Origin of the sequence: Streptomonospora nanhaiensis (genome assembly GCF_013410565.1) — a bacterium.
In the GTDB taxonomy this organism is placed as follows: Bacteria; Actinomycetota; Actinomycetes; order Streptosporangiales; family Streptosporangiaceae; genus Streptomonospora; species Streptomonospora nanhaiensis.
Genome location: NZ_JACCFO010000001.1, coordinates 934,602 through 955,485, shown reverse-complemented (window position 1 = coordinate 955,485; position 20,884 = coordinate 934,602). Strand labels below are relative to the sequence as shown.

Below are 20,884 nucleotides of genomic sequence, written 5' to 3'. Positions count from 1 at the left end.
CGCCCGCGCTCAGGGCGGGACCGGGCCGCTGCGCCGGAGCAGGAGTTCGGCCCGGACCACCTCCAGCAGGCGGCCCGTCCAGTTGCGGCCCGCGCCGCCGGGGGCGTCCCGCCAGAACGGGGACTCGGCGGCGCCGGTGTAGCTGATGGGCGCCTCACCCGTCGACACCAGCACCTCGGCGAGCGCGGGGTGCTGGGTGAACTTGGCGCGCAGCAGGGCCGCCATCACGGCCAGGCGCAGGCGCGGCCAGTCGGCGCGCCGCCGCGCCCGGCCGCCGCGTTCCCGGGCCTCCCGCGCCGAGGGCGCCTGCCGGATCCGGGTCCGGTCGGCCGCCTCGGCCGCGGACAGCGCCCAGTAGGCGTGCTCGACCGAGGGGTAGACCTCGCCCTCCACCTCGATCGGCGCGGGGTAGTCGTTGCGCAGCGCGAACGTGCCGGGCCGCTCCGGCAGGCCGCGGGGGAAGACCGTCTCGTGCAGGACGATCGCGGGGGGCGGCGGCCGCTCCGGGTCGTCGGCGTGTAGGACGGCCCGCCGCCGGCGTTCGCGTGCCAGCGCGTCCTCCGTCCGCGCGAAGTAGGCCCGCGCGCTTGCGCGCAGCTCCTCGGTCACCAGCGGCCCGTCGCCGTCCAGCACCGTGCCCGGGTCGGCGGCGAGGATTTGCAGGGGCCGGTCCAGGGCGTCCATGTCGCCCAGCACGTACACGCGCCGGTGGGGCGGTACGGCGAGGTAGGCGGCGCGCACCGCGCGCCGGTTCGCCTCGGAGGGGTCGCGCAGGTAGCCGCGGACCGCCGCCCAGCAGCGGTCGGCGGCGGTCGGACGGCCGGCGAGCTCCGCCACCTGGTCGGCCGCGTCCAGCAGGAGGCCCTCGGGGGTGAGCGGTTCGGGGGCGCGCGAGCGCCATCCCCGCTCGCCGGCGGGCGCGGTGGCGGCGGGGTCGGCCACGGCGATGTGCCCGGACTCCAGCAGCCGGCGGAGTCCGTTGAGGTCGGTGGAGGTGCTGCCGCAGCGGACGGCGCCGTCCGCGAAGACCACCAGGTCCTCCACGAAGTAGGAGCCGCCCGCCGCCCGCCGCCACACGTGGCACCACGCGCCGTCGATCCGCTCCCCGTCCACCAGGCGGTAGGTGGGGCTCCGCCACATCATGGGCGCAGGCTACCGGGCAGCGCCGGATTGCGCCCCGGTCGGGGCGGGCACCGGCCTTCCGGTCGCGGTCCACCCCGGCAGGGGTATTGCGCCGGTCACCGAGCGCTGTTATGCATGAGTCATGCATGATGTAGACCGAACCGCGAACCTTCTCGGCGCCACGGCGCTCGCCGTCACCGACATGGCGCTGGCCGGGGCCACCGGCGCGGCCGGGGTGAGCGCGAGCGGCGCGGCGGCCCTGGTGGTGCTCTCCGCCGCACCCGGGATCAGCGTCACCGAACTGGGGCGGCGCGTGGGGCTGTCGCAGCCCGCCACCGCGCGGATGGTCGACGCGCTGGAACGCCGAGGGCTGGTGGAGCGTCGCCCGGGGGTCGGGCGGCTGGTGGCGGTGGCGCCCACGGCGGCCGGGGAGCAGGCGGCGCGCGGGCTTCTGGCCGCGCGCGGCCGGCCGCTGGCCGACGTGGTGTCGGTCCTCGACACCGACGAGCGGGCGGTCCTGGCCGGACTGCTCGCCAAGCTCCTGCGGCGGCTCTACGGCGATGTCGGCGACCCCGACCTGCTGTGCCGGCTGTGCGACCGCGCCGCGTGCGTGCGCGACGCCACGTGCCCGGTCGGCCAGGCCGACCGCGAGGCCCGCGCGGCCACCGCCGGCGACGACGCCGCGCCGCGCGGGGCGGGCGGCGGAGCGGGGGCCGCACCGTGACGGCCCGCCGCGCCTCCGCGCCGTCGCGTGCACCCCTCCCGCGTGCCGGGCCGCGCCGCCCGGGGCCCGCCGGGCGCCACCGGGCCCGGGCGGGCCGCCCCCGCGGCGGCCGGGCGGGTGCCGACTTCGGGGGCGGGCGCTGATGGGCACGGTCCTCGCGCTGGCCTCGGCCTGCTGCTACGGCGTCGTCGACTTCGGCGGCGGACTCCTGGCGCGCCGGGCGCACTTCGCCGCCGTCGCCCTGCTGGGGCAGGTGGGCGGCCTGCTCGTCGCGGCGGCCGCCGCGACGCTGGCGCTCGGCGGCGCTCCCGGCCTGGCCGACCTCGCCTGGGGCGCCCTGTCCGGGGTGGGCACCGGCGTGGGCATGGTCTTCCTGTTCCGGGGCCTCACCCACGGGGCGATGGCCGTCGTGGTGCCGGTCTCGGCCGTGAGCGGCGTGGCGCTGCCCGTGCTGGTGGGGGTGCTGCTCCTGGGCGACCGCCCCGCCGCGCCGGCCTGGATCGGGATCGCCCTCGCGGTACCCGCGCTGTGGCTGGTGGCGCGCCCCACGGGTGCCGGGGGCGGCGCGGCGGGCTGCGCGCCGGCCACAGCCGTGGACGCGCTCGTGGCCGGGGTCGGGGTCGGGGTCGGGGTCGCCGTGCAGTACGTGGCCCTCGCCCAGGCCGGGCCGGACGCCGGGATCTGGCCGGTGGCGGCCGGGCGGGTGACCGCCGTGCTCACCGTGCTGCCCCTGGTGCTGCCCGACGTGTCGCGGCTGCGCATGGGCGCGCGTGACGCGCTCGCTGCGGGCGCCCTGGGCATGGTCGCCGCGGCGGCGCTGGTCTGCTACCTGCTGGCGGCCCACCAGCGGCTCATGGTCGCGGTGGTGCTGGCGTCGTTCTACCCCGCGATCCCCGTACTCCTGGGCGTCGCCGTGCTGCGCGAACGCGTCGCGCCCCCGCAGGTCGCCGGGCTTGTGGGCGCCGCCGCCGCGGTGGGCCTGCTGACCGCCGGCTGAACGGCCGCGCGGCCCCGGCCCAAGGACCGACCCGGAGGCCGCGCCCCTTCGGCGGGGCGGGGCCGTGGCAGGGGCGCCGCGGAATCCGGCCCTAGACGGCGCCGCGGCTGCGGCGGGCGGCGGGGCGGCCCCGGCGGCCCGCTCCGGCCAGCCCGCCGCGCTGGAAGGCGCGGACGAGTTCGCCGCCCAGGTTGACCCCCGCGCCCAGGGCCAGGCCGATGGCGACGGCCTCCGACAGGCTCAGCAGCCCTTCCACCGGCTGGTTGAGCGTGATCTCCAGCAGGCCCCGGTAGAGCACGCTGCCCGGCAGCAGCGGGGCGATCGCGGGGATGACGTAGGGCAGCACCGGCCGGTGCGTGCGCCGGGCCAGGGCGTGGCCGACCACGCCCACCGCCACCGCGCCCGCCACGGTGCCCAGGATCGGCGGCGCGTCCAGGAAGGCGCGCACCCCGGCGTAGATCACCCAGATCATCACGCCCATGACGCCGATCCAGGGCAGCATGCGCGGGGGCACCGTCAGCGAGACCGCGAACGCCATCGCGATCCCGGCGGCGCCGATCAGCACCGGCAGTGCCACCGACGCGTCGGCGCCCGGCAGGTCCTCCAGGTTCACGTTGACGCCCAGCCGCACGGCGGTGTAGGCGACCGCGCCCACGCCGGAGATGATCGCGCCCAGGGTGAAGAAGACCTCCAGCAGCCGCGCCGAGGAGGAGACGTAGCTGCCGCTGATGGCCTCCTGGAGGCTGGAGACCAGCGGACGGCCCGGCAGCAGGGCCATGATGTTGCCGGTGATGACCGCGCCCGCCTGGAGGTTGAGGTCCATCCGGTCGCTGGCCCACAGCAGCGCCACCCCGATGCACGACGCCACCACGGTGGCGGCCGTCATCTGGTAGAACTCCGCGACGCCGCGCCGCGCCAGAAACGCCGACGCGCGGTCGCCCAGCACCGTGGCCAGGAACGCCGCCGCCGCCACCAGCAGTTGGCCGCCGACCATGAGACTGGCACTGGAGGCGATCAGCCCGAAACCGGTGACGATCAGCCAGTTGGGGTAGGGCGGGCGGGCGCGCTTGATGGCCCGCAGCCGGGCGATGGCGCCCTCCAGTTCCACCGCGCCCAGCGCCGCGTCCTGCACCAGCGTGTGCAGCTCGTTGACACGGAAGTAGTCCAGCGTGCGGCGGCGCACCACCCGCTCGCCGGTGATCGGGGGCTGGTCGCCGCCGGGGTGGGTCGACAGGGTGATGGCGGTGAAGGTCACCGACACCTCGGCGCGCGGCAGTTCGAAGGCCACCGACAGGCTCAGCATCGACTCGCTGACCACCTCGGTGCTCTCGCCGCTGGCCAGCAGCAGCTCACCGACCCGCAGCACGAGGTCCAGGGCGCGCGGATCGGGAAGCTCCACCGCCTCGTCGAAGAGGTCGGCGTGCATCTCCGATTCGCGCGCCGCCCTCCAGTCCCGCAGTCGGCTCAGCAGGTTGGCGTCGTTCAGCGGTGCGGGTCGCGGGTCGTGGGCCATGGCCTGGCTTGGCCACCTCCTCCGTGGTGTGCGCGGTCGGCGGGTGCGGCGGGGTGCGAAGCCGCGGCGGTTCGGGGCGCGGCCACGCGTGAGACGCCCCGGTCGCGGCACCGGTTGGCGGTGGCTTGCCCCCTCCGCCGGTGAGGTCTGTCACCGGTCATCGTCGCAGGCCCGCCGCTGATTCCGGCGCAGCGCGGCGGCCCGAGTGGCGCCGGTGGCGGCGGCCGGAGCTGCGGCGGCCCTGGCCGACACCGCTGACCACGACGCCGGTCCCCGACCGCCGAGCGTAGCCGGTCGGTCGCGGACGCGGCCGACGCGGGGCCGCGCGGCGGCCGTAGTCGGGCCGGGCGCAGCGCGGCGGCGCGGACAGGGGGCGCGCGGCGGACGCGGCGGCCCGAGAGCGGGCGGCCGGGCCGCCCGGCCCAGGCGTGCGGCCGCCCGACCGGCGGTGCGGAGCGGTCGGCGCCAGGCCGGACCGGGCGATCCCCTCGCCTGGCGGCCGCCCGCGCCGGCCGCCGCGCCGCCGTGGACGGTCGGGAGGGCGCGGCCGGGTCGGCGGCCGCCGGCACCGGGGCCCGCCGGGCTACTCGGCGGCGATCGCGCGCAGGATGTCCAGGCGCGACGCGCGCCAGGCGGGCCACAGGGCCGCCAGGACGCCGATCACCACCGCCACCCCCAGCAGGCCCACGAGTTGGCCCGCGGGCACGTCCAGCACGGTCACCCCGCGTTCGGCCAGGACCTGCTGCAGCGCCCAGGCGAACACCAGGCCCAGAACCACCCCCACCACCGCGCCCAGCAGCGCGATCACCACCGCCTCCAGCCGGATCATGCGCCGCAGCTGCACCCGCGACAGGCCCACCGCCCGCAGCAGGCCGATCTCGCGCACCCGTTCGGCCGTGGCCAGCGCCAGGGTGTTGATGATGCCCAGCCCGGCGATCACGATCGACAGCAGCAGCATGGCGTAGATGGTGTTGGTGAGCAGGGCCAGGTTCTCGCGGTTGCGCTCCTTGAGTTCGCCGCGGTCCATCACCTCCAGCGCGGGGTGGTCCGCCAGCGCGGTGTCGACGGCCCCGCGCACCCGCGGGGAGGCGTGGTCGGCGGTCAGGTAGACGCTGAGGGTGAGGTCCTGCGGGAAGTGGGCTCGGTAGGCGGCGGGGGAGACCAGGTAGTCGGAGCGCATGGCCTGGGAGGCGGAGTAGACGCCCTGGAGTTCGAGGTCGGCCTCGCCGCCGTCGGGGAACACGAACGAGACCTCGCGGCCCACCCGCCAGCCCCGGCGGTCGGCGACGCTCTCGGCCACCATGAACCCTTCGCCGTCGAACTGCGCCGCGCCCCGCACGACCTCCATGCCGACCGTGCGCTCCAGCCCGGCGGGGGCGGCCGAGACCGTGAACGCGAGTTCGCCGTCGACCTGGGCCTGGCCAATGCGCATCGGTACCACGGTGTCCACCCCGTCCACCTCGCGCAGGCGGTCCAGGGCGTCGGCGGAGACGGTCTCGGTGGGGCCGTCGGTCGTCACGATGTAGTCGGCGCCCAGCGCCCGGTCGATCTCGACGTCGACCGACCGCGAGGCCGACGCGCTCAGCGTGGCGATCGCGGCGACCAGGCCCAGCCCGATCATCAGCGCCGTGGCCGTGGCGGCCGTGCGGCGGGGGCTGCGGACGGCGTTGTCGCGGCCCAGGCGGCCGGCGACGCGGAACACGGCCGGGAAGGGCGCCGCCATCAGCGCGATCAGGGGGCGGCTGACGTGCGGCATCAGCAGCGCCACCGCCAGGAAGCCCACCCCGGCGCCGAACCCGACCAGCCACGGCGCGGCCTCGGCCGAGGGGGCGCGCACCCCCGCCCACAGCAGCGCCGCGCCGCCCGGCAGCGCCAGTAGCCCGGCGGCCGCGCGCCCCCACCCGGTGGAGGGCGCCACGGCGCTGCCGGCGTCGTCGCGCATGGCCGCCACCGGCGGGACGCGGGTGCCGCGCCGGATCGGCACGTAGGCCGCCAGCACGGTGACACCGGTGCCCACCAGGAACGCCGCCGCGACGGTGAGGGGGGTGACGCGCAGCCCGGTGTCGGGCAGGTCGATGCCCAGCGCCTCGACCGCGGCCAGCATCGACCAGGCCAGTCCGACACCCGCGGCCAGCCCCAGGCCCGAGCCCACCAGCCCCACGCCCAGCGCCTCGCCGGTGATCGCGCCGCGCACCTGCTCCTGGCCGGCGCCGATAGCCCGCAGCAGCGCGAGTTCGCGCCCGCGCTGGGCCACCAGCATGGCGAAGGTGTTGAAGATCAGGAACGAGCCCACGAACAGCCCGATCCCGGCGAAGGTGAGCAGGAACACCCCGAAGTAGTCGAGGGCCTCGCGCATGGGGCCCAGCTGCTCGTCGCGGACGATGTCCATGGGCAGCGACTCCATCCCCGGCTCCAGCAGCGGCGCCGCGGCGTCGGCGATCTGCCACTGCGACTTGCCCGGCACGCCGTCGAGGTAGTAGGCGTTGACCCGGTCGGGATCGCCCAGCAGCAGCCGCTGCGCGGTGGGCAGGTCGAACGCGGCGACGGTGGAGCCCGCCGTGCTGCCCAGCTGCCCCGACCGGAACACGCCCACCAAAATCATGTCGCGGTCTTCGCCGCCGGCGCGCACCGTGACGGAGTCGCCCACGGAGAGCCCGGCCGCCCGCGCGCTGCCCTGGTCCAGGACGAACTCGCCGCCGCCCCGGGGGCCGCGCCCGGCCACGATCCCGCTGCCCGAGCCGGGGCGGTCGTGCCAGGTGGTGCCGATCTGCGGCGGGCCCTGGCCGCCGATCTCCTCGCCGTCGGGCCCGAGCACGGCGGCGGTGCCCTCGGCCATGGGATAGACCGCCTGGATCTCCTCGACCTCCGCGAGGTCGCCGGCGAGGTCGTCGGGCAGCAGTGTGGCGGTGCCGGCCTCGCCCCCGGCGGCGAAGCCCTGCGCGAACTCCTGCTGCGGGCGCACCACGGCCGCGATGTCGGCGTCCATGCCCTCAAACATGCGGGTGAAGGCGCGGTCCATGGTGTCGGTGAGGATCAGCGTGCCCGACACGAACGCCACACCCAGCACGACCGAGAAGCCGGTCAGCAGGAACCGCAGCCGGTGCGCGGCCAGGCCGCGCAGCGTGAGCCGCAGCATGATCACGGCCGCCCACCCCCCGGGCCGCCGGGGCCGGCGGTGTCCTCGCCCGGATCCAGGTGCTTCATGCGCTCCAGCACGCTGTTCTGGTCGGGGTGGGCGAGCTGGCCGGCCACCCGGCCGTCGGAGAGGAAGACGACGAGGTCGGCGTAGGCCGCCGCCGCAGGGTCGTGGGTGACCATGACGACGCTCTGGCCGGTGCGCCGCGCGGAGTCGCGCAGCAGGCCCAGCACCTCGCGCCCGGAGCGGGAGTCGAGGTTGCCGGTGGGCTCGTCGGCGAAGACGACGTCGGGCCGCGCCGCCAGCGCCCGCGCGCACGCCACCCGCTGCTGCTGGCCGCCCGACAGCTCCGAGGGGCGGTGGCGCAGGCGGTCGCGCAGGCCGACGGAGTCGATGAGTTCGTCCAGCCAGGCGCGGTCGAGGCGCCGCCCGGCGATGTCGGCGGGCAGGGTGATGTTCTCCAGGGCCGTGAGCGTGGGCACCAGGTTGAACGCCTGGAAGACGAACCCCACCCGGTCGCGCCGCAGGCGGGTCAGGGCGCGCTCGTTGAGCCGGGTGAGGTCGGTGCCGCCCAGCACGACCCGGCCCGAGGTGACGCGGTCGAGCCCGGCCAGGCAGTGCATGAGCGTGGACTTTCCCGATCCCGAAGGGCCCATGATCGCGGTGAACCTGCCCTTGGGCACGCCCAGGGTGATGGCGTCCAGAGCCGCGACGCGGGAGTCGCCGCGGCCGTAGACCTTGCTGACCTGTTCGGCGTAGGCGGCGAGGTCGCCGGGGTCGCCGGCCGCCAGCAGGTCGGGAGTGGTGGGAGCGGTGAGGGCCACGGAAGGACCGTCCTCTCCGGCCGAGGTCGGGTGGCGCGGCGGGGCGCCGTGCCCGCACCGCGTTCTCAGCTTGAAGCTAGACGGCGCGGCCACGCGCGCGCATCCCTCGACGGAGGGATGTGGAAAACCCGTGCCGGCTCCCTGCGCGGGCGCGCCCGGGCACGCGGTGCGGCGGGCCGGGCCCCGCGCCATGGCCCCCGGGCGGCGGCCACGCGCGTGGCGGGCGCACCGCCGCCCCCGGCCCTACTCCTCGCCCGGGCGCACGATGCCCGTTTCATAGGCGTGCACCACCGCCTGGACGCGGTCGCGCAGGCCCAGCTTGGTGAGCACGTTGCCCACGTGGGTCTTGACGGTGGTCTCGCTGACCACCAGCCTGCGGGCGATCTCGGCGTTGGACATCCCCCGCGCCAGCAGCCGCAGCACCTCGCGCTCCCGCTCGGTCAGCAGCTCCAAACGCGGTTCTGGCCGCTCCCGGGTGGTCGGCAGGTGGTGGGCGAACCGGTCGAGCAGCCGACGGGTGATCGTGGGGGCCACGATCGCCGCGCCGTCGGACACCACCCGGATCGCGCTCGCCAACTCGTCGGGCGGCACGTCCTTGAGCAGAAACCCGCTCGCCCCGGCCCGCAGCGCCTCCACCACGTACTCGTCCAGGTCGAAGGTGGTCAGCACCAGCACCCGCACCTGCTGGCCGGCGCCCGCCGCCCACTCCAGGATCTCCCGCGTGGCGTCGATGCCGTCCTTGCCCGGCATGCGGATGTCCATCAGCACCACATCGGGCAGCAGGCGCTTGGTGTCGGCGACGGCGGCGTGGCCGTCGGCCGCCTCGCCGACGACCGAGATCTGCGGCTCCGACTCCAGGATGAGGCGGAAACCCGTGCGCAGCAGCGGCTGGTCGTCGACCAGAAGGACGCGGATGGACATGATCAGATTCTGGCCGACTCCGCGACCCCCGCCGACCCCCTTCACGCCCCCGGCCACAACCGGCCGCCCCGGCCCGCCGCGCCCCGGCCCCGGGCCGCCGGGGCCCCGAGGTCAGCCCGGTCCGCGCCGGTCCAGCGGCAGCCGGGCCCGCACCTCGAACCCGCCGCCCGCGCGCGGACCCGTGCGCAGGTCGCCGCCGTAGAGCGCGACCCGCTCGCGCATGCCCACCAGGCCGTGCCCCGGCTCGTCGGCGGCGCGCCGCGGGCCCGGCTCTCCCTCGCCGCCCGGCGGTGGACCCTCGTCGGTCACCACCACCTCCACCGCCTCGGATGTGAAGCGCACCTCGACCGCCGCGCGTGCGCCGCGCCCGGCGTGCTTGAGCACGTTGGTCAGCGACTCCTGCACGATCCGGTACACCGTCAGCCCCAGGCCGGGCGCCAGTTCGGGCGGCTCGCCGCTCACCCGCAGCTCCGTGCGCGTACCGGTGTCGCGGACCTGCTGCACCAGTTCGGCCAGCCCCGCCAACCCCGGCTGCGGGCCCCGGTCGGGGCCGCCGCCCTCGGCCATCCGCAGCACGCCCACGATCCGCCGCATCTCCGCCATCGCCTGCCGCCCGGTCTCCTCGATCTCCACCAGGGTCTGCCGCGCCCGTTCGGGCGAGCGGTCGATGACCCGGCGGCCCGCCGTGGCCTGCACGGTCATGACGCTGACGTGGTGGGCCACCACGTCGTGCAGCTCACGGGCGATGCGGCTGCGCTCCTCGGCGAGCACGGCGCGGGTGTGGGCGTCGCGGGCCCGCTCCAGGCGCTCGGCGCGGGTGGCCAGCTCCTCCATGTGGAAGGCGCGCATGCGCACCAGGCGGCCCACCCACCACGCCGCCAGGAGCCACCCCAGGTAGAAGCCCTGGTTGATCCACCAGGGCTCGCCGGGGTCGCCCGCCTGGGCGGGGCTCAGCGTGGTCGCCAGCACGTTGACGACCACGCCGGTGCCCAGCGCGATCAGGGCGCGCGTCAGCGGCAGGTACCGTCCGACCGAATAGGCGGCGACCGCGATCCCCAGGCTCGCGGTACCCCACACCAGGACGCGGGTGTGGTCGCCGACCAGCCCGCTGAGGGTCAGGACCAGCAGCACGGTGAAGGGAAGGTGCCGGCGGGCCAGCATGGTCAGCGCCAGCAGCGCACCCCCGATGTGACCGGCGGTGAACTCCCCCCACAGCTGCGCCATCGCCGGCACGGTCCGCGCCAGCTCCACCAGCGAGCTGTTCAAGACCACCAGTGCCACCACGATGAACGCGTCGGTCAGCAGCGCCGGCAGGGCCGAGCGCAGCCGCGACCGCGAGGGCACCGGCGCCGCCGACTGCCCGAGGCCCGTGCGCGACCGGGCGCGGCACGCGCCGGGGGAGGAGCGGCCGGCGGCGGAGGCGGCCGGGCGGGCGCCGGCGGCGCTGGACGTCGGCGGCGCTGGTGTGGACCTCACACGACAACGCTAGAAGGGGGACCGCCGCGCGCGGACCTCCCCCCGACCGATTCCGCCTCCTACGCCCGGATGAGTTTCGGCTACACCACTGGAAGTGAATCGGGCATCGGGGGAGGGGTGCCGCCGAACTCCGGGCACCGCTCGCGGTGGTCGCACCAGTCGCACAGCCGGCTGCGCCGGGGCGACCACACCCCCGATCGGGCGGTGTCCTCGATCTGCCGCCAGATGCCCAGGATCTCGGCTTCGGCGGCCAGCAGCTCCTGCTCGGTGGGCTCGTACCAGCGCACGCCGCCGTCGCCCAGGTACATCAGCTGCAGGCGGGTGGGGATCTCGCCCAGCTCGCGCCAGAGCATCACCGCGTAGAAGAAGATCTGGAACCGCGCCTTCTGCTCGAAGCGCGGTTGCGGCGACTTGCCGGTCTTGTAGTCGACGATGCGGATCTGGCCGGTGGGCGCGACGTCGAGGCGGTCCAGGTAGCCGCGCAGCCGCAGGCCGGACTCCAGGGTGACGTCCAGGCGCATCTCGCGCTTGTGGGGTTCGAGCCGCTGGGGCTGCTCCATCTCGAAGTAGCGCCCGATCAGCGTGCGCGCCTCGGCCAGCCAGGCGGCGAGTTCCGCGTCGGAGGCGAACAGCCCGGCCACCGCCTCGGCCCGGGAGGCGCGCAGCCGCTCCCACTGCGGCTCCAGCAGCGACAGGGCGGTGCGGGGCGTGCGGGTGTCGGCGGGCAGCTCGAAGAGCCGCTCGAGTACGGCGTGCACCAGAGTGCCGCGCAGCGCGGCCGCGCTCGGCTTCTCGGGCAGCCGGTCGATGACGCGGAACCGGAACAGCAGGGGGCACTGCAGGAAGTCGGCGGCCCGGGAGGGCGACAGCGCCGATACCAAGGGGGTGGCGGGCGGCGAATCCATGCTCCAACAGTACGAGCCGCGGAGGACGCGGGAACCGCCCGGCCACAGCGCCCGGGCACGGCGCCCGGGACCGGTTGATTGATTTCCCCTCATGATCCGCGGTTTTCTCGCGGTCGGCCGCCGACGCGGCCGACCGGGACACCGAGAGGCCGAACCCAGGGCAACCGGGTGGAACCGGCGCTACGCGGGGGGACGGCCCCCGCTTCGCTCGCCGGGTGCGCTGACGCGGGCTTCTGGTTCGTTGGGAGGCCTCGCTTGCTGCGCGGGGTCCGTGGGGGGCGCTGCGCGCGGGGGACGGCCCCCGCTTCGCTCGCCGGGTGCGCTGACGCGGGCTTCTGGTTCGTTGGGAGGCCTCGCTTGCTGCGCGGGGTCCGTGGGGGGCGCTGCGCGCGGGGGACGGCCCCCGCTTCGCTCGCCGGGTGCGCTGACGCGGGCTTCTGGTTCGTTGGGAGGCCTCGCTTGCTGCGCGGGGTCCGTGGGGGGCGCTGCGCGCGGGGGACGGCCCCCACTCCGCTCGCTCGGCGCCCTCACGCGGGCTTCTGGTTCGTTCGGATGCCTCGCTTGCTGCGCGGGGTCCGTGGGGGGCGCTGCGCGCGGGGGACGGCCCCCACTCCGCTCGCTCGGCGCCCTCACTCACAGCACGTAATCTGAACACGTGACCGACCACGGCAACACCACCTCCTCGGAGCCTCCCGCGACCCCCCGGCCGCCTGAGCGGGGGGCGGGGTGGCTCATGGCGCGCCCGTTCGGCATCCCGGTCTACGTGACACCCTCCTGGCTGGTCATCGCCGTCATCATCACGCTGCTCTACCAGCCGATGGTCGACCGCACCCTCGCCCTGGGGCCGCTGTCCTACCTCGTGGCGTTCGTCTTCGCGGTGCTGCTGTACGTGTCCGTGCTCATCCACGAACTCGCCCACTGCGTCGTGGCCCGCATGTTCGGCCTGCCCGTCCGCCGCATCACCCTCTACATGCTCGGCGGCGTCTCGGAGATCGAGCGCGAGGCCCGCAGCCCCGGCCGCGAGTTCCTGATCGCCTTCTCCGGCCCGCTGCTGTCCCTCGTCCTGGCCGCCGTGGGCTTCGCCGCCTCCTGGCTGGTGGCGCCCCAGACCATCGTGGGCGTCCTCATCTGGCAGCTGTGGGTGGCCAACCTCCTGGTCGGCGTGTTCAACCTGCTGCCCGGCCTGCCGCTGGACGGCGGCCGCATGGTCCGCGCCGCCGTGTGGGGCCTGACCCGGCGGCCCGCCGCCGGCACGGTCGTCGCCGCCTGGGGCGGGCGCGTGCTGGCCGTGTGCGTCGTGGCCCTGCCCATCCTCCTCGCCCTGCGCGGCGGCACCTCGCCCAACCTCTTCGGCCTCCTGTGGGCGGTCCTGCTGGCCTCCTTCATCTGGATGGGCGCGGGCTCCGCCCTGCGCGCCTCCCGGCTGCGCGCCCGGGTCCCCACCCTGCGGGCCCGCGCCATGGCCGCCGCCGCGGTCCACGTGCCGGCCGACACCTCCGTCGCCGAGGCGCAGCGCCGCATGGCCGAGGCCGGTGCCGGGGCCATCGTGGTCACCGACACCGCCGGCACGCCCACCTCGATCGTCAACGCCACCGCCGCCGCGGCCGTCCCCGAGGCCCGGCGCCCCTGGGTGCCGGTCTCCAGCGTGGCGCGCGCCATCACGCGCGGCGCCGTCGTGCGCGCCGGGCTGGAGGGCGAGGACCTCCTCGACGCGATGCGGGCCCACCCCGCCTCGGAGTACCTGCTGGTGGAGGACGACGGCACCGCCGTCGGCGTGCTGCGCACCTCCGACGTCGAGGCGGCCTTCACCCGCCGCTGACGCCCCCGTCCCGCCGGGCCCGCGCGGCGCGCCCGCCCGCGGCCGAGCCCTAGGTCCTGTTTTTTGAAAGGTCTGCGGGGCGGGCTGGTCTTCGGTAATCCTTGGGATCCATGGTCCGACGCCATGAACTCACCGACGCCGAGTGGGACCTGCTCGCCCCGCTCATGCCCGCCCACCCCCGCAAAGGCAAGCGGTGGGCCGACCACCGCCGCGTCATCAACGCCATCCTCTACCGCACCAGGACAGGCATCCCCTGGCGCGACCTGCCCGAACGCTACGGCCCCTGGGAAACCGCCGCCGGACGCCACCGCCGCTGGTGCCTGGACGGCACCTGGCAGCGCATCGCCGACCGGCTGCGCATCGACGCCCTCACCGGCGCCGAACTCACCGCCGGTATCGACTCCACCGTGATCCGCGCCCACCACCACGCCGCCGGAGCCCCAAAAAAGGGGAGGCGGCCCGGGACGAAGGGGACAGGGCCCAAGCACTCGGGCGCTCGCGGGGCGGCTGGTCCACCAAGCTCCACCTGATCGCCGACACCCGCCGGCGGCCGCTGGTCCTGGCCCTCACCCCCGGCCAGCACGCCGACACGGTGATGCTGCGGCCTCTGCTGGAGCGGCTGCGCCTGGCGCGCTCCCAAGGGCGGGCGCGCACCCGCCTGGACCGGTTGCTGGGCGATAAGGCCTACTCCAGCCGCGCCAACCGGTCCTACCTGCGCCGGCGCAAGACCAAGGCGACCATCGCCGAGCCCGCCGACCAGCGGGCCAACCGGCTGCGGCGCGGTTCGGCGGGCGGCAGGCCCCCGTCCTTCGACCGGGAGGCCTACCGCTTGCGCAACACCGTCGAGCGCGCGATCAACCTGCTCAAGCAGAACCGCGCGGTGGCCACCCGCTATGACAAGCGGGCCGTGATCTTCGAGGGCACCGTCCAGGTGGCCTCGATCAGAATCTGGCTGCGCGACCTTACCCGTTCAACAAACACTGCCTAGCGCCGCGCGCCTTCCGGCCAGACCACCGTCACCGCGCGGTGCTGCCGCCGGGCGTAGTCGACGATGTCGGCCGTGCCGCCGGGCCCGCGCGGCGGCCGCCCGTCCCACGCCGCCATCAGTTCGTCGCAGTGCTCGACCAGGTAGCGCCCGGCCTCCAGGTGCGCCTGCGGCGTGGACTCCACGTGCGGCAGGTGGTGCACGAGCACCGCGGCCGCCAGCAGTTCGTCGTAGACCGCCCGGTGCCCGGCCGGCAGCCCGTCGCGGTAGCGCTCGGCGGGCACGACCGCCTCCAGCGCGCCGCCGTGCTCCAGCACCGCGCGGGCGAACAGCGTGTCCGCGCCGTCGGCCAGGCAGGACAGGCCCGTCACCGGCCCCTCGATGTGCCGCAGCCGGTCGCGCAGGGCGCCCGCCACGGCGCGCTCCACCTCGGCCGGAAGTTCGCGGTGCCCCGTGATCGCCACTCGCCGCATCGGTCGTCTCCTCCTCCGTCGCCCAGCCCCGGGTGTGCCGGAGGGTCTACCCCCGGCCGCGAGCGGCTACAGCGCCAGTGTGTCGGCCAGCCGCTCGTCCAGCTCGCGCAGGCAGCGCGCCGGGGCGCCCCGGTAGCTCCGGCGGAAGCGGCGCACCCGCGAGACCAGCCGGTCCGACCCGTAGCGCACGCCGATGCCCAGCGCGTCGCCCGCCAGCCGGAACGCCTCGTCGACCTCGCCCGCGGCGATGTGGGCACGCGCCATCTCCACCATCAGCACCCCGCGCTGCTTGGTCGCGGGCGCGGCCTGGGCGAACGCCTCGGCGAAGGCGCGCCGCGCGTCGGCGGGCCGGCGCAGCCGCACCGCCACCAGCGCCCGGTAGCCCGCCACCTTGGCGGCGTCGAAGGGGAACACCCACGGCCAGGGCGGCTGGGCGTTGTCGCGGCGGGCCACCGCCGCCTCGGCCGCCGCGATCGCGCGGTCGGCGGCCCGCGCCTCGCCCAGCGCGGCGTGGGCCACCGCCCGCACGCAGGCCAGCCACGCCGCCGCCGTGGGGTGGGCGCCGGCGCCCACCAGCCGCCCGGCCTCGCGGGTCAGCTCCAGCCCGACGGCCGCGTCGCCGTTGTCGGTCTCGAAGGCGGCCAGGCTGCCCAGCATGTAGGCGCCCAGCAGCGGCTCGCCGGCCAGGCGGGCGCCGCGCACCGCGGTGCGGTAGTGGCCGCGCGCCGAGCCGGCGTCGTCCATGTCGGCGTGCAGCCAGGCGGCGAACCCTGCGGCCTCGCTCGCCGCCGCGGCGATGTCGGGCGCGTAGGGCGTGCGGCGGGCCCGCGCCAGGGTGCGCGTGGTCAGCTCGACGTGGGCGCGCGCGCCCGCCGCCAGGTCGCGCGAGGGCGAGGACGCGTCCAGCCGCCGCTGGCCCCCGGTGATGGCGCGCAAGGTCGGCGCGGTGTGGTCGCCGATGTCCCCGCGCGCCGGTGCCACCGGCACCGTCAGCGCCGCCGTGACCACCTTGCCGAATTCCCGTCGCTTCGTCGGACCGGCCCCCCTCTCCGGCGCTGCGGCGTCCGCGAACCGGAGGAGGTGGATGGGGATCCCCAGCCGTCCGGAGAGGTCGCGGACCTGCTCGACGGTGAGCGCCTGCTGCCGGTTGATCACGCGCGAGACCCAGCTCTGGGAGTAGCCGACGGCTGCGGCCAGTTCCCCCTGCGACCACCCCTGCGCCGAGCGGACCCCCTCCAGCACCGCCGGGAGGTCGCACGTGGCCAGTGCGGCCGCGATGTGGGGGCGCGCCCAGAAATCCCGCGGCAGAGCGCTGTCACGTCGAGGCATGAGCCTAGGCTAGGGTGACGACCTGGTTTTGGTGGCTATGAGTGAGAGGATTACTGCTATGCGTAATATGCATGGAAGGGTTCGCGAGGGCGGTCGGTGAGGCAGATTCAAGGGACTAAAGTCCCCCCGGTGCTGGGGATTCCCCCGAACAGTCAGGAGCGCCGATGACCGTCGAGACCCCGCCGTCCGGCATCCCCGGCCTGGCCGCACACGGCCACCGGCTTGACAACGCCCCGGTCGAGCTGCTGTGGGTCCGGGCGCTGAACGCCCTGCGCGCCGAACTCCGCTCGTGCGGTGTCGAGGCGCGCGTCGACGGCGTCATCGGCACCGTCGAGGCCGTCGCCCACGACGGCGCCTCGCGAGTCCAGCGGGCCGTCCTGCGCCCGCACCGCGGCCGCCTGTGGTGGTGGCTGCACTGGCACGGCGACCCCTCGGTGCCCCCGCCCTACCGCGCCCCGCTCGCCCCGGCGGCGCGCACCGCCGACGCCGCCCGCAGGATCGCCGGAGTCCTGGCCCGCACCGGCGCCTGACGCGGTTCCCGCCCGGACCGCGCCCGGGCGGGACAGCCGCGCCGCCCGCCCGGGCGGCCGCCCCGGGCTGTGAGCGGGCGGTCCGCCCCCGGACCGCCCCGTCCGCTCTACTCCGCGCCGAACCGCTCGGCGGCCAGGCAGGCCGCGCCCACGATCCCGGCGGTGTTGCGCAGCTCGGCCGGAATGATCGGGGCGTTGAGCTTGAGGTGGGGCAGGAACTCGTCGGCGACCCGGCTCACGCCGCCGCCCACCACGATCAGGTCCGGCGAGAGCAGCTTCTCGATCACGTCGTAGTAGCGCTGCAGCCGCTCGCGCGCCCACACCTCGTAGGACAGGCCGTCGCGGGCCTGGGCGCTGGCGGCGGCCCGGGTCTCGGCGTCGTGCCCGTCGATCTCCAGGTGCCCGAACTCGGTGTTGGGCACCAGGCGGCCGTCCACCAGCAGCGCGGTGCCGATGCCGGTGCCCAGCGTCGTCATCAGCACCACGCCCCTGACCCCGCGCGCCGCGCCGAAGCGGTGCTCGCCCACCGCGGCGGCGTCGGCGTCGTTGACGACGTAGACCCGCCGCCCGGTGGCCTCGGCCAGCAGCTTCTCGGCGTCGGTGCCGATCCAGGACCGGTCGACGTTGGCCGCGCTGCGCGCCACGCCGTGCTGGATGACGGCCGGGAAGGTCACCCCCAGCGGCGCCGAGGGGTCGACGTGCCCGGGGAAGGCCGCCGCGATCTCGGCGACGACCTCGGCCACGGCCGCCGGAGTGGAGGGCTGGGGCGTGGCCCGCTTGACGCGGTCCACCACGAACGTGCCGGTGGCCAGGTCCACCGGCGCGCCCTTGACCCCGCTGCCTCCGATGTCGATCCCCAGACCGACCTGCGGTTTCGTGACCGCCATCATCATCCCGTCCTTCCGATCAAGTCCGCGGACCCGGCAGGCGTCCGCCGCCGCGCTCCCGCCGTCCCAATTGTGGCGTGCCCGCGCGCACACGCGCTCGCCTCCGCGCGGCCGCGGCCGGGGGCGGCCGCGCGATTACACCGAGGGCCGCGGCGGCCGCTACCCTGGGCGACTGCCCCGCCCGCACCACCCACGACCTGTAGAGACGAGCACCAGTGACCGGCATCCACGGCCGCCGCGGCCCTTTCGGCGACGGCGACATCGTCCAGCTGACCGACCCCAAGGGCCGGATGCACACCATCACCCTGCGCGCCGGAGCGGCGTTCCACACCCACCGGGGCCGACTGGACCACGACGACCTGATCGGGCGGCCCGAGGGCAGCGTGGTGCGCTCCACCTCCAACATCGCCTACGTGGCCCTGCGCCCCCTGCTCGCCGACTTCACGCTGTCGATGAAGCGGGGCGCCACCATCGTCTATCCCAAGGACGCCGCCCAGATCGTCGCCCAGGCCGACATCTTCCCCGGCGCCCGCGTCGTGGAGGCCGGGGGCGGCTCCGGCGCGCTCACCTGCTGGCTGCTGCGGGCCGTGGGCGAGGAGGGCCTGGTCTCCTCCTACGAGCGCCGCGCCGACTTCGCCGAGATCGCCCGCACCAACGTCGAGCGCTTCTTCGGCCGCCCCCACCCCGCCTGGAAGCTGACCGTGGGCGACCTCGCCACCGACCTCGCCGACACCGAGGTCGACCGCGTCGTGCTGGACATGCTGGCCCCCTGGGAGTGCCTGGAGGCCGTGGCCAAGGCCCTGGTGCCCGGCGGCCTGGTGTGCGTCTACGTCGCCACCACCACGCAGGTCTCGCGGGTGGTGGAGGACCTGCGCGAGCACGGCGCCTTCTACGAGCCCCGCACCTTCGAGACCCTGGTGCGCACCTGGCACGTGGAGGGCCTGGCCGTGCGCCCCGACCACCGCATGATCGGCCACACCGGGTTCCTGGTGACGGCGCGGCGGCTGGCCGAGGGCACCGAGGCGCCCGAGCGCCGCCGCCGGCCCGCCAAGGGCTCCTACGGCGAGGACTGGCAGCGCGAGCAGAAGGCGCGGGAGGCGGCGGGGCGGGGTGCTTCGGCCTCCGCCGAGGGCGCCGAGGCGGCCACGACCGGCCCCGAGGACCCGGTCGAACACTAGTCGCAACGTTACTTTCTCATTACGCCCGGCCCGCCTTTACCAGTGTGACCTAGGCGTTCACAAGATCGAGAAGTGAGTGCTTCGACACTCGCCGAGTGCCGGAGGTTAGGAATAGTCCATGGGTAGGTAGGGTTTCGAGTAGTCGTCCTTCTTATTGGGAGGTGGCGGACGTGGCCGATCGCGACGACGAGCGTCAGACCCAGCGCGACCGTGAAGTCGCAGAACTCACCGCTCAGGTCTCCTACTTGGAGAAGGAGCTCAGCGTAGTCCGGCGCAAGCTCGCCGATTCCCCCCGCCATGTGCGGCTGCTTGAGGACCGGTTGCGCGAGGCGCAGGCCAACCTCGCCGCCACCAACGGCAAGAACGAACGCCTCGCGGCCACCCTCAAGGAGGCCCGGGACCAGATCACCGCGCTCAAGGAGGAGGTCGACCGGCTCTCGCAGCCGCCGTCGGGCTTCGGCGTGTTCCTTGAGGCGCGCGACGACGACACCGTCGAGATCTTCACCAACGGGCGCAAGATGCGCGTCAACGTCAGCCCCTCGGTGGACATCGACTCCCTGCGCCCCGGCCAGGAGGTCATGCTCAACGAGGCGTTCAACGTCGTCGAGGTGCAGTCCTACGAGACCATCGGCGAGGTCGTGCTGCTCAAGGAGTTCCTTGAGGGCGGCGACCGCGCGCTGGTGATCTCCAACCACGACGAGGAGCGCATCGTGCGCCTCGCCGAGCCCCTGCGCGACCAGCCGGTGCGCCCCGGCGACTCCCTGCTGCTGGAGCCGCGCTCGGGCTACGTCTACGAGCGCATCCCCAAGTCGGAGGTCGAGGAGCTGATCCTCGAAGAGGTCCCCGACATCTCCTACACCGACATCGGCGGCCTGGGCGGCCAGATCGAGATGATCCGCGACGCCGTCGAGCTGCCCTACCTGCACAAGGACCTCTTCTACGAGCACCGGCTGCGCCCGCCCAAGGGCGTTCTGCTCTACGGCCCGCCCGGCTGCGGCAAGACGCTCATCGCCAAGGCGGTGGCCAACTCGCTGGCCAAGCAGGTCGCCGAGAAGACCGGCCGCGACGTCGGCAAGAGCTTCTTCCTCAACATCAAGGGCCCCGAGCTGCTCAACAAGTACGTCGGCGAGACCGAGCGCCACATCCGCCTGGTGTTCCAGCGGGCGCGCGAGAAGGCCGGCGAGGGCACCCCGGTGATCGTGTTCTTCGACGAGATGGACTCCATCTTCCGCACCCGCGGGTCCGGGGTCTCCAGCGACGTCGAGAACACCATCGTCCCCCAGCTCCTCAGCGAGATCGACGGCGTCGAGGGCCTGGAGAACGTCATCGTCATCGGCGCCTCCAACCGCGAGGACATGATCGACCCCGCGATCCTGCGGCCCGGCCGGCTCGACGTCAAGATCAAGATCGAGCGGCCCGACGCCGAGGCCGCCCGCGACATCTTCTCCAAGTACATCACCCCCGACCTGCCGCTGCACGACGACGACCTCGCCGAGCACGGCGGTTCGGCCAAGGCCACCGTCGACGCCATGATCCAGCGGGTCGTGGAGCGCATGTACGCCGAGAGCGAGGAGAACCGCTTCCTGGAGGTCACCTACGCCAACGGTGACAAGGAGGTCCTGTACTTCAAGGACTTCAACTCCGGCGCGATGATCCAGAACATCGTCGACCGGGCCAAGAAGATGGCCATCAAGGACTTCATCGACAACCAGTCGCGCGGCATCCGGGTCTCCCACCTGCTGCAGGCCTGCGTCGACGAGTTCAGCGAGAACGAGGACCTGCCCAACACCACCAACCCCGACGACTGGGCCCGAATCTCGGGCAAGAAGGGCGAGCGGATCGTCTACATCCGCACCCTGGTCTCGGGCAAGAAGGGCGCCGACTCCGGCCGCTCCATCGACACCGTGGCCAACACCGGCCAGTACCTCTAGCCGCCCGCGGCCTCGTCCACGGCCGGTCCCCGCAGCCGACGCGGGGGCCGGCCGTCGGCGTCGCGGCGCATCGGCACCGCCCCGCCCGCGGTCACCGCGCGTGTCGGGACCGCCCGCTCCGGCACGCCCGGCCG

Annotated in this window: 16 protein-coding genes and 1 pseudogene; 7 read left to right on the top strand and 10 right to left on the bottom strand. The window is 75.1% G+C overall.

Annotated elements, in window-relative coordinates; all coding sequences use genetic code 11:
• Positions 1-9 precede the first annotated feature (9 nt).
• Positions 10-1,143: an NADAR family protein gene (locus HNR12_RS04125; RefSeq protein WP_179766237.1), complete on the bottom strand. Its 1,134-nt coding sequence runs from the start codon at positions 1,141-1,143 to the stop codon at positions 10-12.
• Between the two features lie 121 nt (positions 1,144-1,264).
• Here HNR12_RS04125 and HNR12_RS04120 point away from each other — a divergent pair, with 121 nt between their 5' ends.
• Both HNR12_RS04120 and HNR12_RS04115 read left to right on the top strand, forming a co-directional pair.
• Positions 1,265-1,846: a MarR family winged helix-turn-helix transcriptional regulator gene (locus tag HNR12_RS04120; protein WP_179766235.1), complete on the top strand. Its 582-nt coding sequence runs from the start codon at positions 1,265-1,267 to the stop codon at positions 1,844-1,846.
• A gap of 142 nt (positions 1,847-1,988) precedes the next feature.
• Entirely contained in the window at positions 1,989-2,843 is an 855-nt protein-coding gene (locus tag HNR12_RS04115) for a multidrug DMT transporter permease (RefSeq protein ID WP_179766233.1), read from the top strand.
• A gap of 91 nt (positions 2,844-2,934) precedes the next feature.
• Here the strand turns inward: HNR12_RS04115 and HNR12_RS04110 are convergent, their stop codons facing one another.
• The 6 genes from HNR12_RS04110 to HNR12_RS04085 form a co-directional block, all read right to left on the bottom strand.
• On the bottom strand, positions 2,935-4,356 hold the full coding sequence (locus HNR12_RS04110; protein WP_179766232.1) for a threonine/serine exporter family protein: 1,422 nt from the start codon (positions 4,354-4,356) through the stop codon (positions 2,935-2,937).
• 583 nt (positions 4,357-4,939) lie between these two features.
• Complete coding sequence (locus tag HNR12_RS04105) at positions 4,940-7,492, bottom strand: ABC transporter permease (RefSeq protein WP_276516401.1); 2,553 nt, start codon at positions 7,490-7,492, stop codon at positions 4,940-4,942.
• Between the two features lie 2 nt (positions 7,493-7,494).
• The gene (locus HNR12_RS04100; protein WP_179766230.1) at positions 7,495-8,316 is read right to left on the bottom strand and encodes an ABC transporter ATP-binding protein; all 822 of its coding nucleotides are present in this window, start codon (positions 8,314-8,316) and stop codon (positions 7,495-7,497) included.
• A gap of 243 nt (positions 8,317-8,559) precedes the next feature.
• Positions 8,560-9,237, bottom strand: a complete 678-nt coding sequence (locus tag HNR12_RS04095; protein WP_179766229.1) for a response regulator — start codon at positions 9,235-9,237, stop codon at positions 8,560-8,562.
• Positions 9,238-9,348: 111 nt separating this feature from the next.
• A complete protein-coding gene (locus tag HNR12_RS04090) occupies positions 9,349-10,713 on the bottom strand; it encodes a sensor histidine kinase (RefSeq protein WP_308251245.1) in 1,365 nt (454 codons plus the stop codon).
• Positions 10,714-10,793: 80 nt separating this feature from the next.
• Complete coding sequence (locus HNR12_RS04085; RefSeq protein ID WP_179766228.1) at positions 10,794-11,618, bottom strand: RecB family exonuclease; 825 nt, start codon at positions 11,616-11,618, stop codon at positions 10,794-10,796.
• A gap of 733 nt (positions 11,619-12,351) precedes the next feature.
• Here HNR12_RS04085 and HNR12_RS04080 point away from each other — a divergent pair.
• On the top strand, positions 12,352-13,437 hold the full coding sequence (locus HNR12_RS04080; RefSeq protein WP_179766227.1) for a site-2 protease family protein: 1,086 nt from the start codon (positions 12,352-12,354) through the stop codon (positions 13,435-13,437).
• Positions 13,438-13,547: 110 nt separating this feature from the next.
• Positions 13,548-14,425: pseudogene (locus HNR12_RS04075) on the top strand (IS5 family transposase).
• On the opposite strand, the gene HNR12_RS04070 reads toward HNR12_RS04075, so the two are convergent.
• Both HNR12_RS04070 and HNR12_RS04065 read right to left on the bottom strand, forming a co-directional pair.
• Positions 14,422-14,895: a hypothetical protein gene (locus tag HNR12_RS04070; RefSeq protein WP_179766225.1), complete on the bottom strand. Its 474-nt coding sequence runs from the start codon at positions 14,893-14,895 to the stop codon at positions 14,422-14,424. The pseudogene HNR12_RS04075 and the gene HNR12_RS04070 overlap by 4 nt on opposite strands.
• 66 nt (positions 14,896-14,961) lie before the next feature.
• Positions 14,962-16,224 carry a helix-turn-helix domain-containing protein gene (locus HNR12_RS04065; protein ID WP_179766223.1) on the bottom strand — a complete coding sequence of 421 codons (1,263 nt, stop codon included), beginning with the start codon at positions 16,222-16,224 and terminating at the stop codon, positions 14,962-14,964.
• Positions 16,225-16,388: 164 nt separating this feature from the next.
• Here HNR12_RS04065 and HNR12_RS04060 point away from each other — a divergent pair, with 164 nt between their 5' ends.
• On the top strand, positions 16,389-16,754 hold the full coding sequence (locus tag HNR12_RS04060) for a hypothetical protein (protein ID WP_179766221.1): 366 nt from the start codon (positions 16,389-16,391) through the stop codon (positions 16,752-16,754).
• Positions 16,755-16,861: 107 nt separating this feature from the next.
• Here HNR12_RS04060 and ppgK read toward each other — a convergent pair whose 3' ends face one another.
• Positions 16,862-17,641: a polyphosphate--glucose phosphotransferase gene (gene ppgK, locus HNR12_RS04055; protein WP_179766219.1), complete on the bottom strand. Its 780-nt coding sequence runs from the start codon at positions 17,639-17,641 to the stop codon at positions 16,862-16,864.
• A 215-nt stretch (positions 17,642-17,856) separates the two neighbouring features.
• Between ppgK and HNR12_RS04050 the strand changes: the two genes are divergently transcribed.
• The gene (locus tag HNR12_RS04050; RefSeq protein ID WP_179766218.1) at positions 17,857-18,819 is read left to right on the top strand and encodes a tRNA (adenine-N1)-methyltransferase; all 963 of its coding nucleotides are present in this window, start codon (positions 17,857-17,859) and stop codon (positions 18,817-18,819) included.
• A 161-nt stretch (positions 18,820-18,980) separates the two neighbouring features.
• Positions 18,981-20,750, top strand: coding sequence for a proteasome ATPase (arc, locus tag HNR12_RS04045; RefSeq protein ID WP_179766216.1), 1,770 nt, complete (start codon positions 18,981-18,983; stop codon positions 20,748-20,750).
• The last annotated feature ends 134 nt before the right edge of the window (positions 20,751-20,884 follow it).

What these genes read in the sequence shown, in the direction of transcription:
- HNR12_RS04125 (WP_179766237.1), bottom strand. Translation starts at nt 1,143, where the DNA reads ATGATGTGGCGGAGCCCCACCTACCGCCTGGTGGACGGGGAGCGGATC.
- HNR12_RS04120 (WP_179766235.1), top strand. Translation starts at nt 1,265, where the DNA reads ATGCATGATGTAGACCGAACCGCGAACCTTCTCGGCGCCACGGCGCTC.
- HNR12_RS04115 (WP_179766233.1), top strand. Translation starts at nt 1,989, where the DNA reads ATGGGCACGGTCCTCGCGCTGGCCTCGGCCTGCTGCTACGGCGTCGTC.
- HNR12_RS04110 (WP_179766232.1), bottom strand. Translation starts at nt 4,356, where the DNA reads ATGGCCCACGACCCGCGACCCGCACCGCTGAACGACGCCAACCTGCTG.
- HNR12_RS04105 (WP_276516401.1), bottom strand. Translation starts at nt 7,492, where the DNA reads ATGCTGCGGCTCACGCTGCGCGGCCTGGCCGCGCACCGGCTGCGGTTC.
- HNR12_RS04095 (WP_179766229.1), bottom strand. Translation starts at nt 9,237, where the DNA reads ATGTCCATCCGCGTCCTTCTGGTCGACGACCAGCCGCTGCTGCGCACG.
- HNR12_RS04085 (WP_179766228.1), bottom strand. Translation starts at nt 11,618, where the DNA reads ATGGATTCGCCGCCCGCCACCCCCTTGGTATCGGCGCTGTCGCCCTCC.
- HNR12_RS04080 (WP_179766227.1), top strand. Translation starts at nt 12,352, where the DNA reads ATGGCGCGCCCGTTCGGCATCCCGGTCTACGTGACACCCTCCTGGCTG.
- HNR12_RS04070 (WP_179766225.1), bottom strand. Translation starts at nt 14,895, where the DNA reads ATGCGGCGAGTGGCGATCACGGGGCACCGCGAACTTCCGGCCGAGGTG.
- HNR12_RS04065 (WP_179766223.1), bottom strand. Translation starts at nt 16,224, where the DNA reads ATGCCTCGACGTGACAGCGCTCTGCCGCGGGATTTCTGGGCGCGCCCC.
- HNR12_RS04060 (WP_179766221.1), top strand. Translation starts at nt 16,389, where the DNA reads ATGACCGTCGAGACCCCGCCGTCCGGCATCCCCGGCCTGGCCGCACAC.
- ppgK (WP_179766219.1), bottom strand. Translation starts at nt 17,641, where the DNA reads ATGGCGGTCACGAAACCGCAGGTCGGTCTGGGGATCGACATCGGAGGC.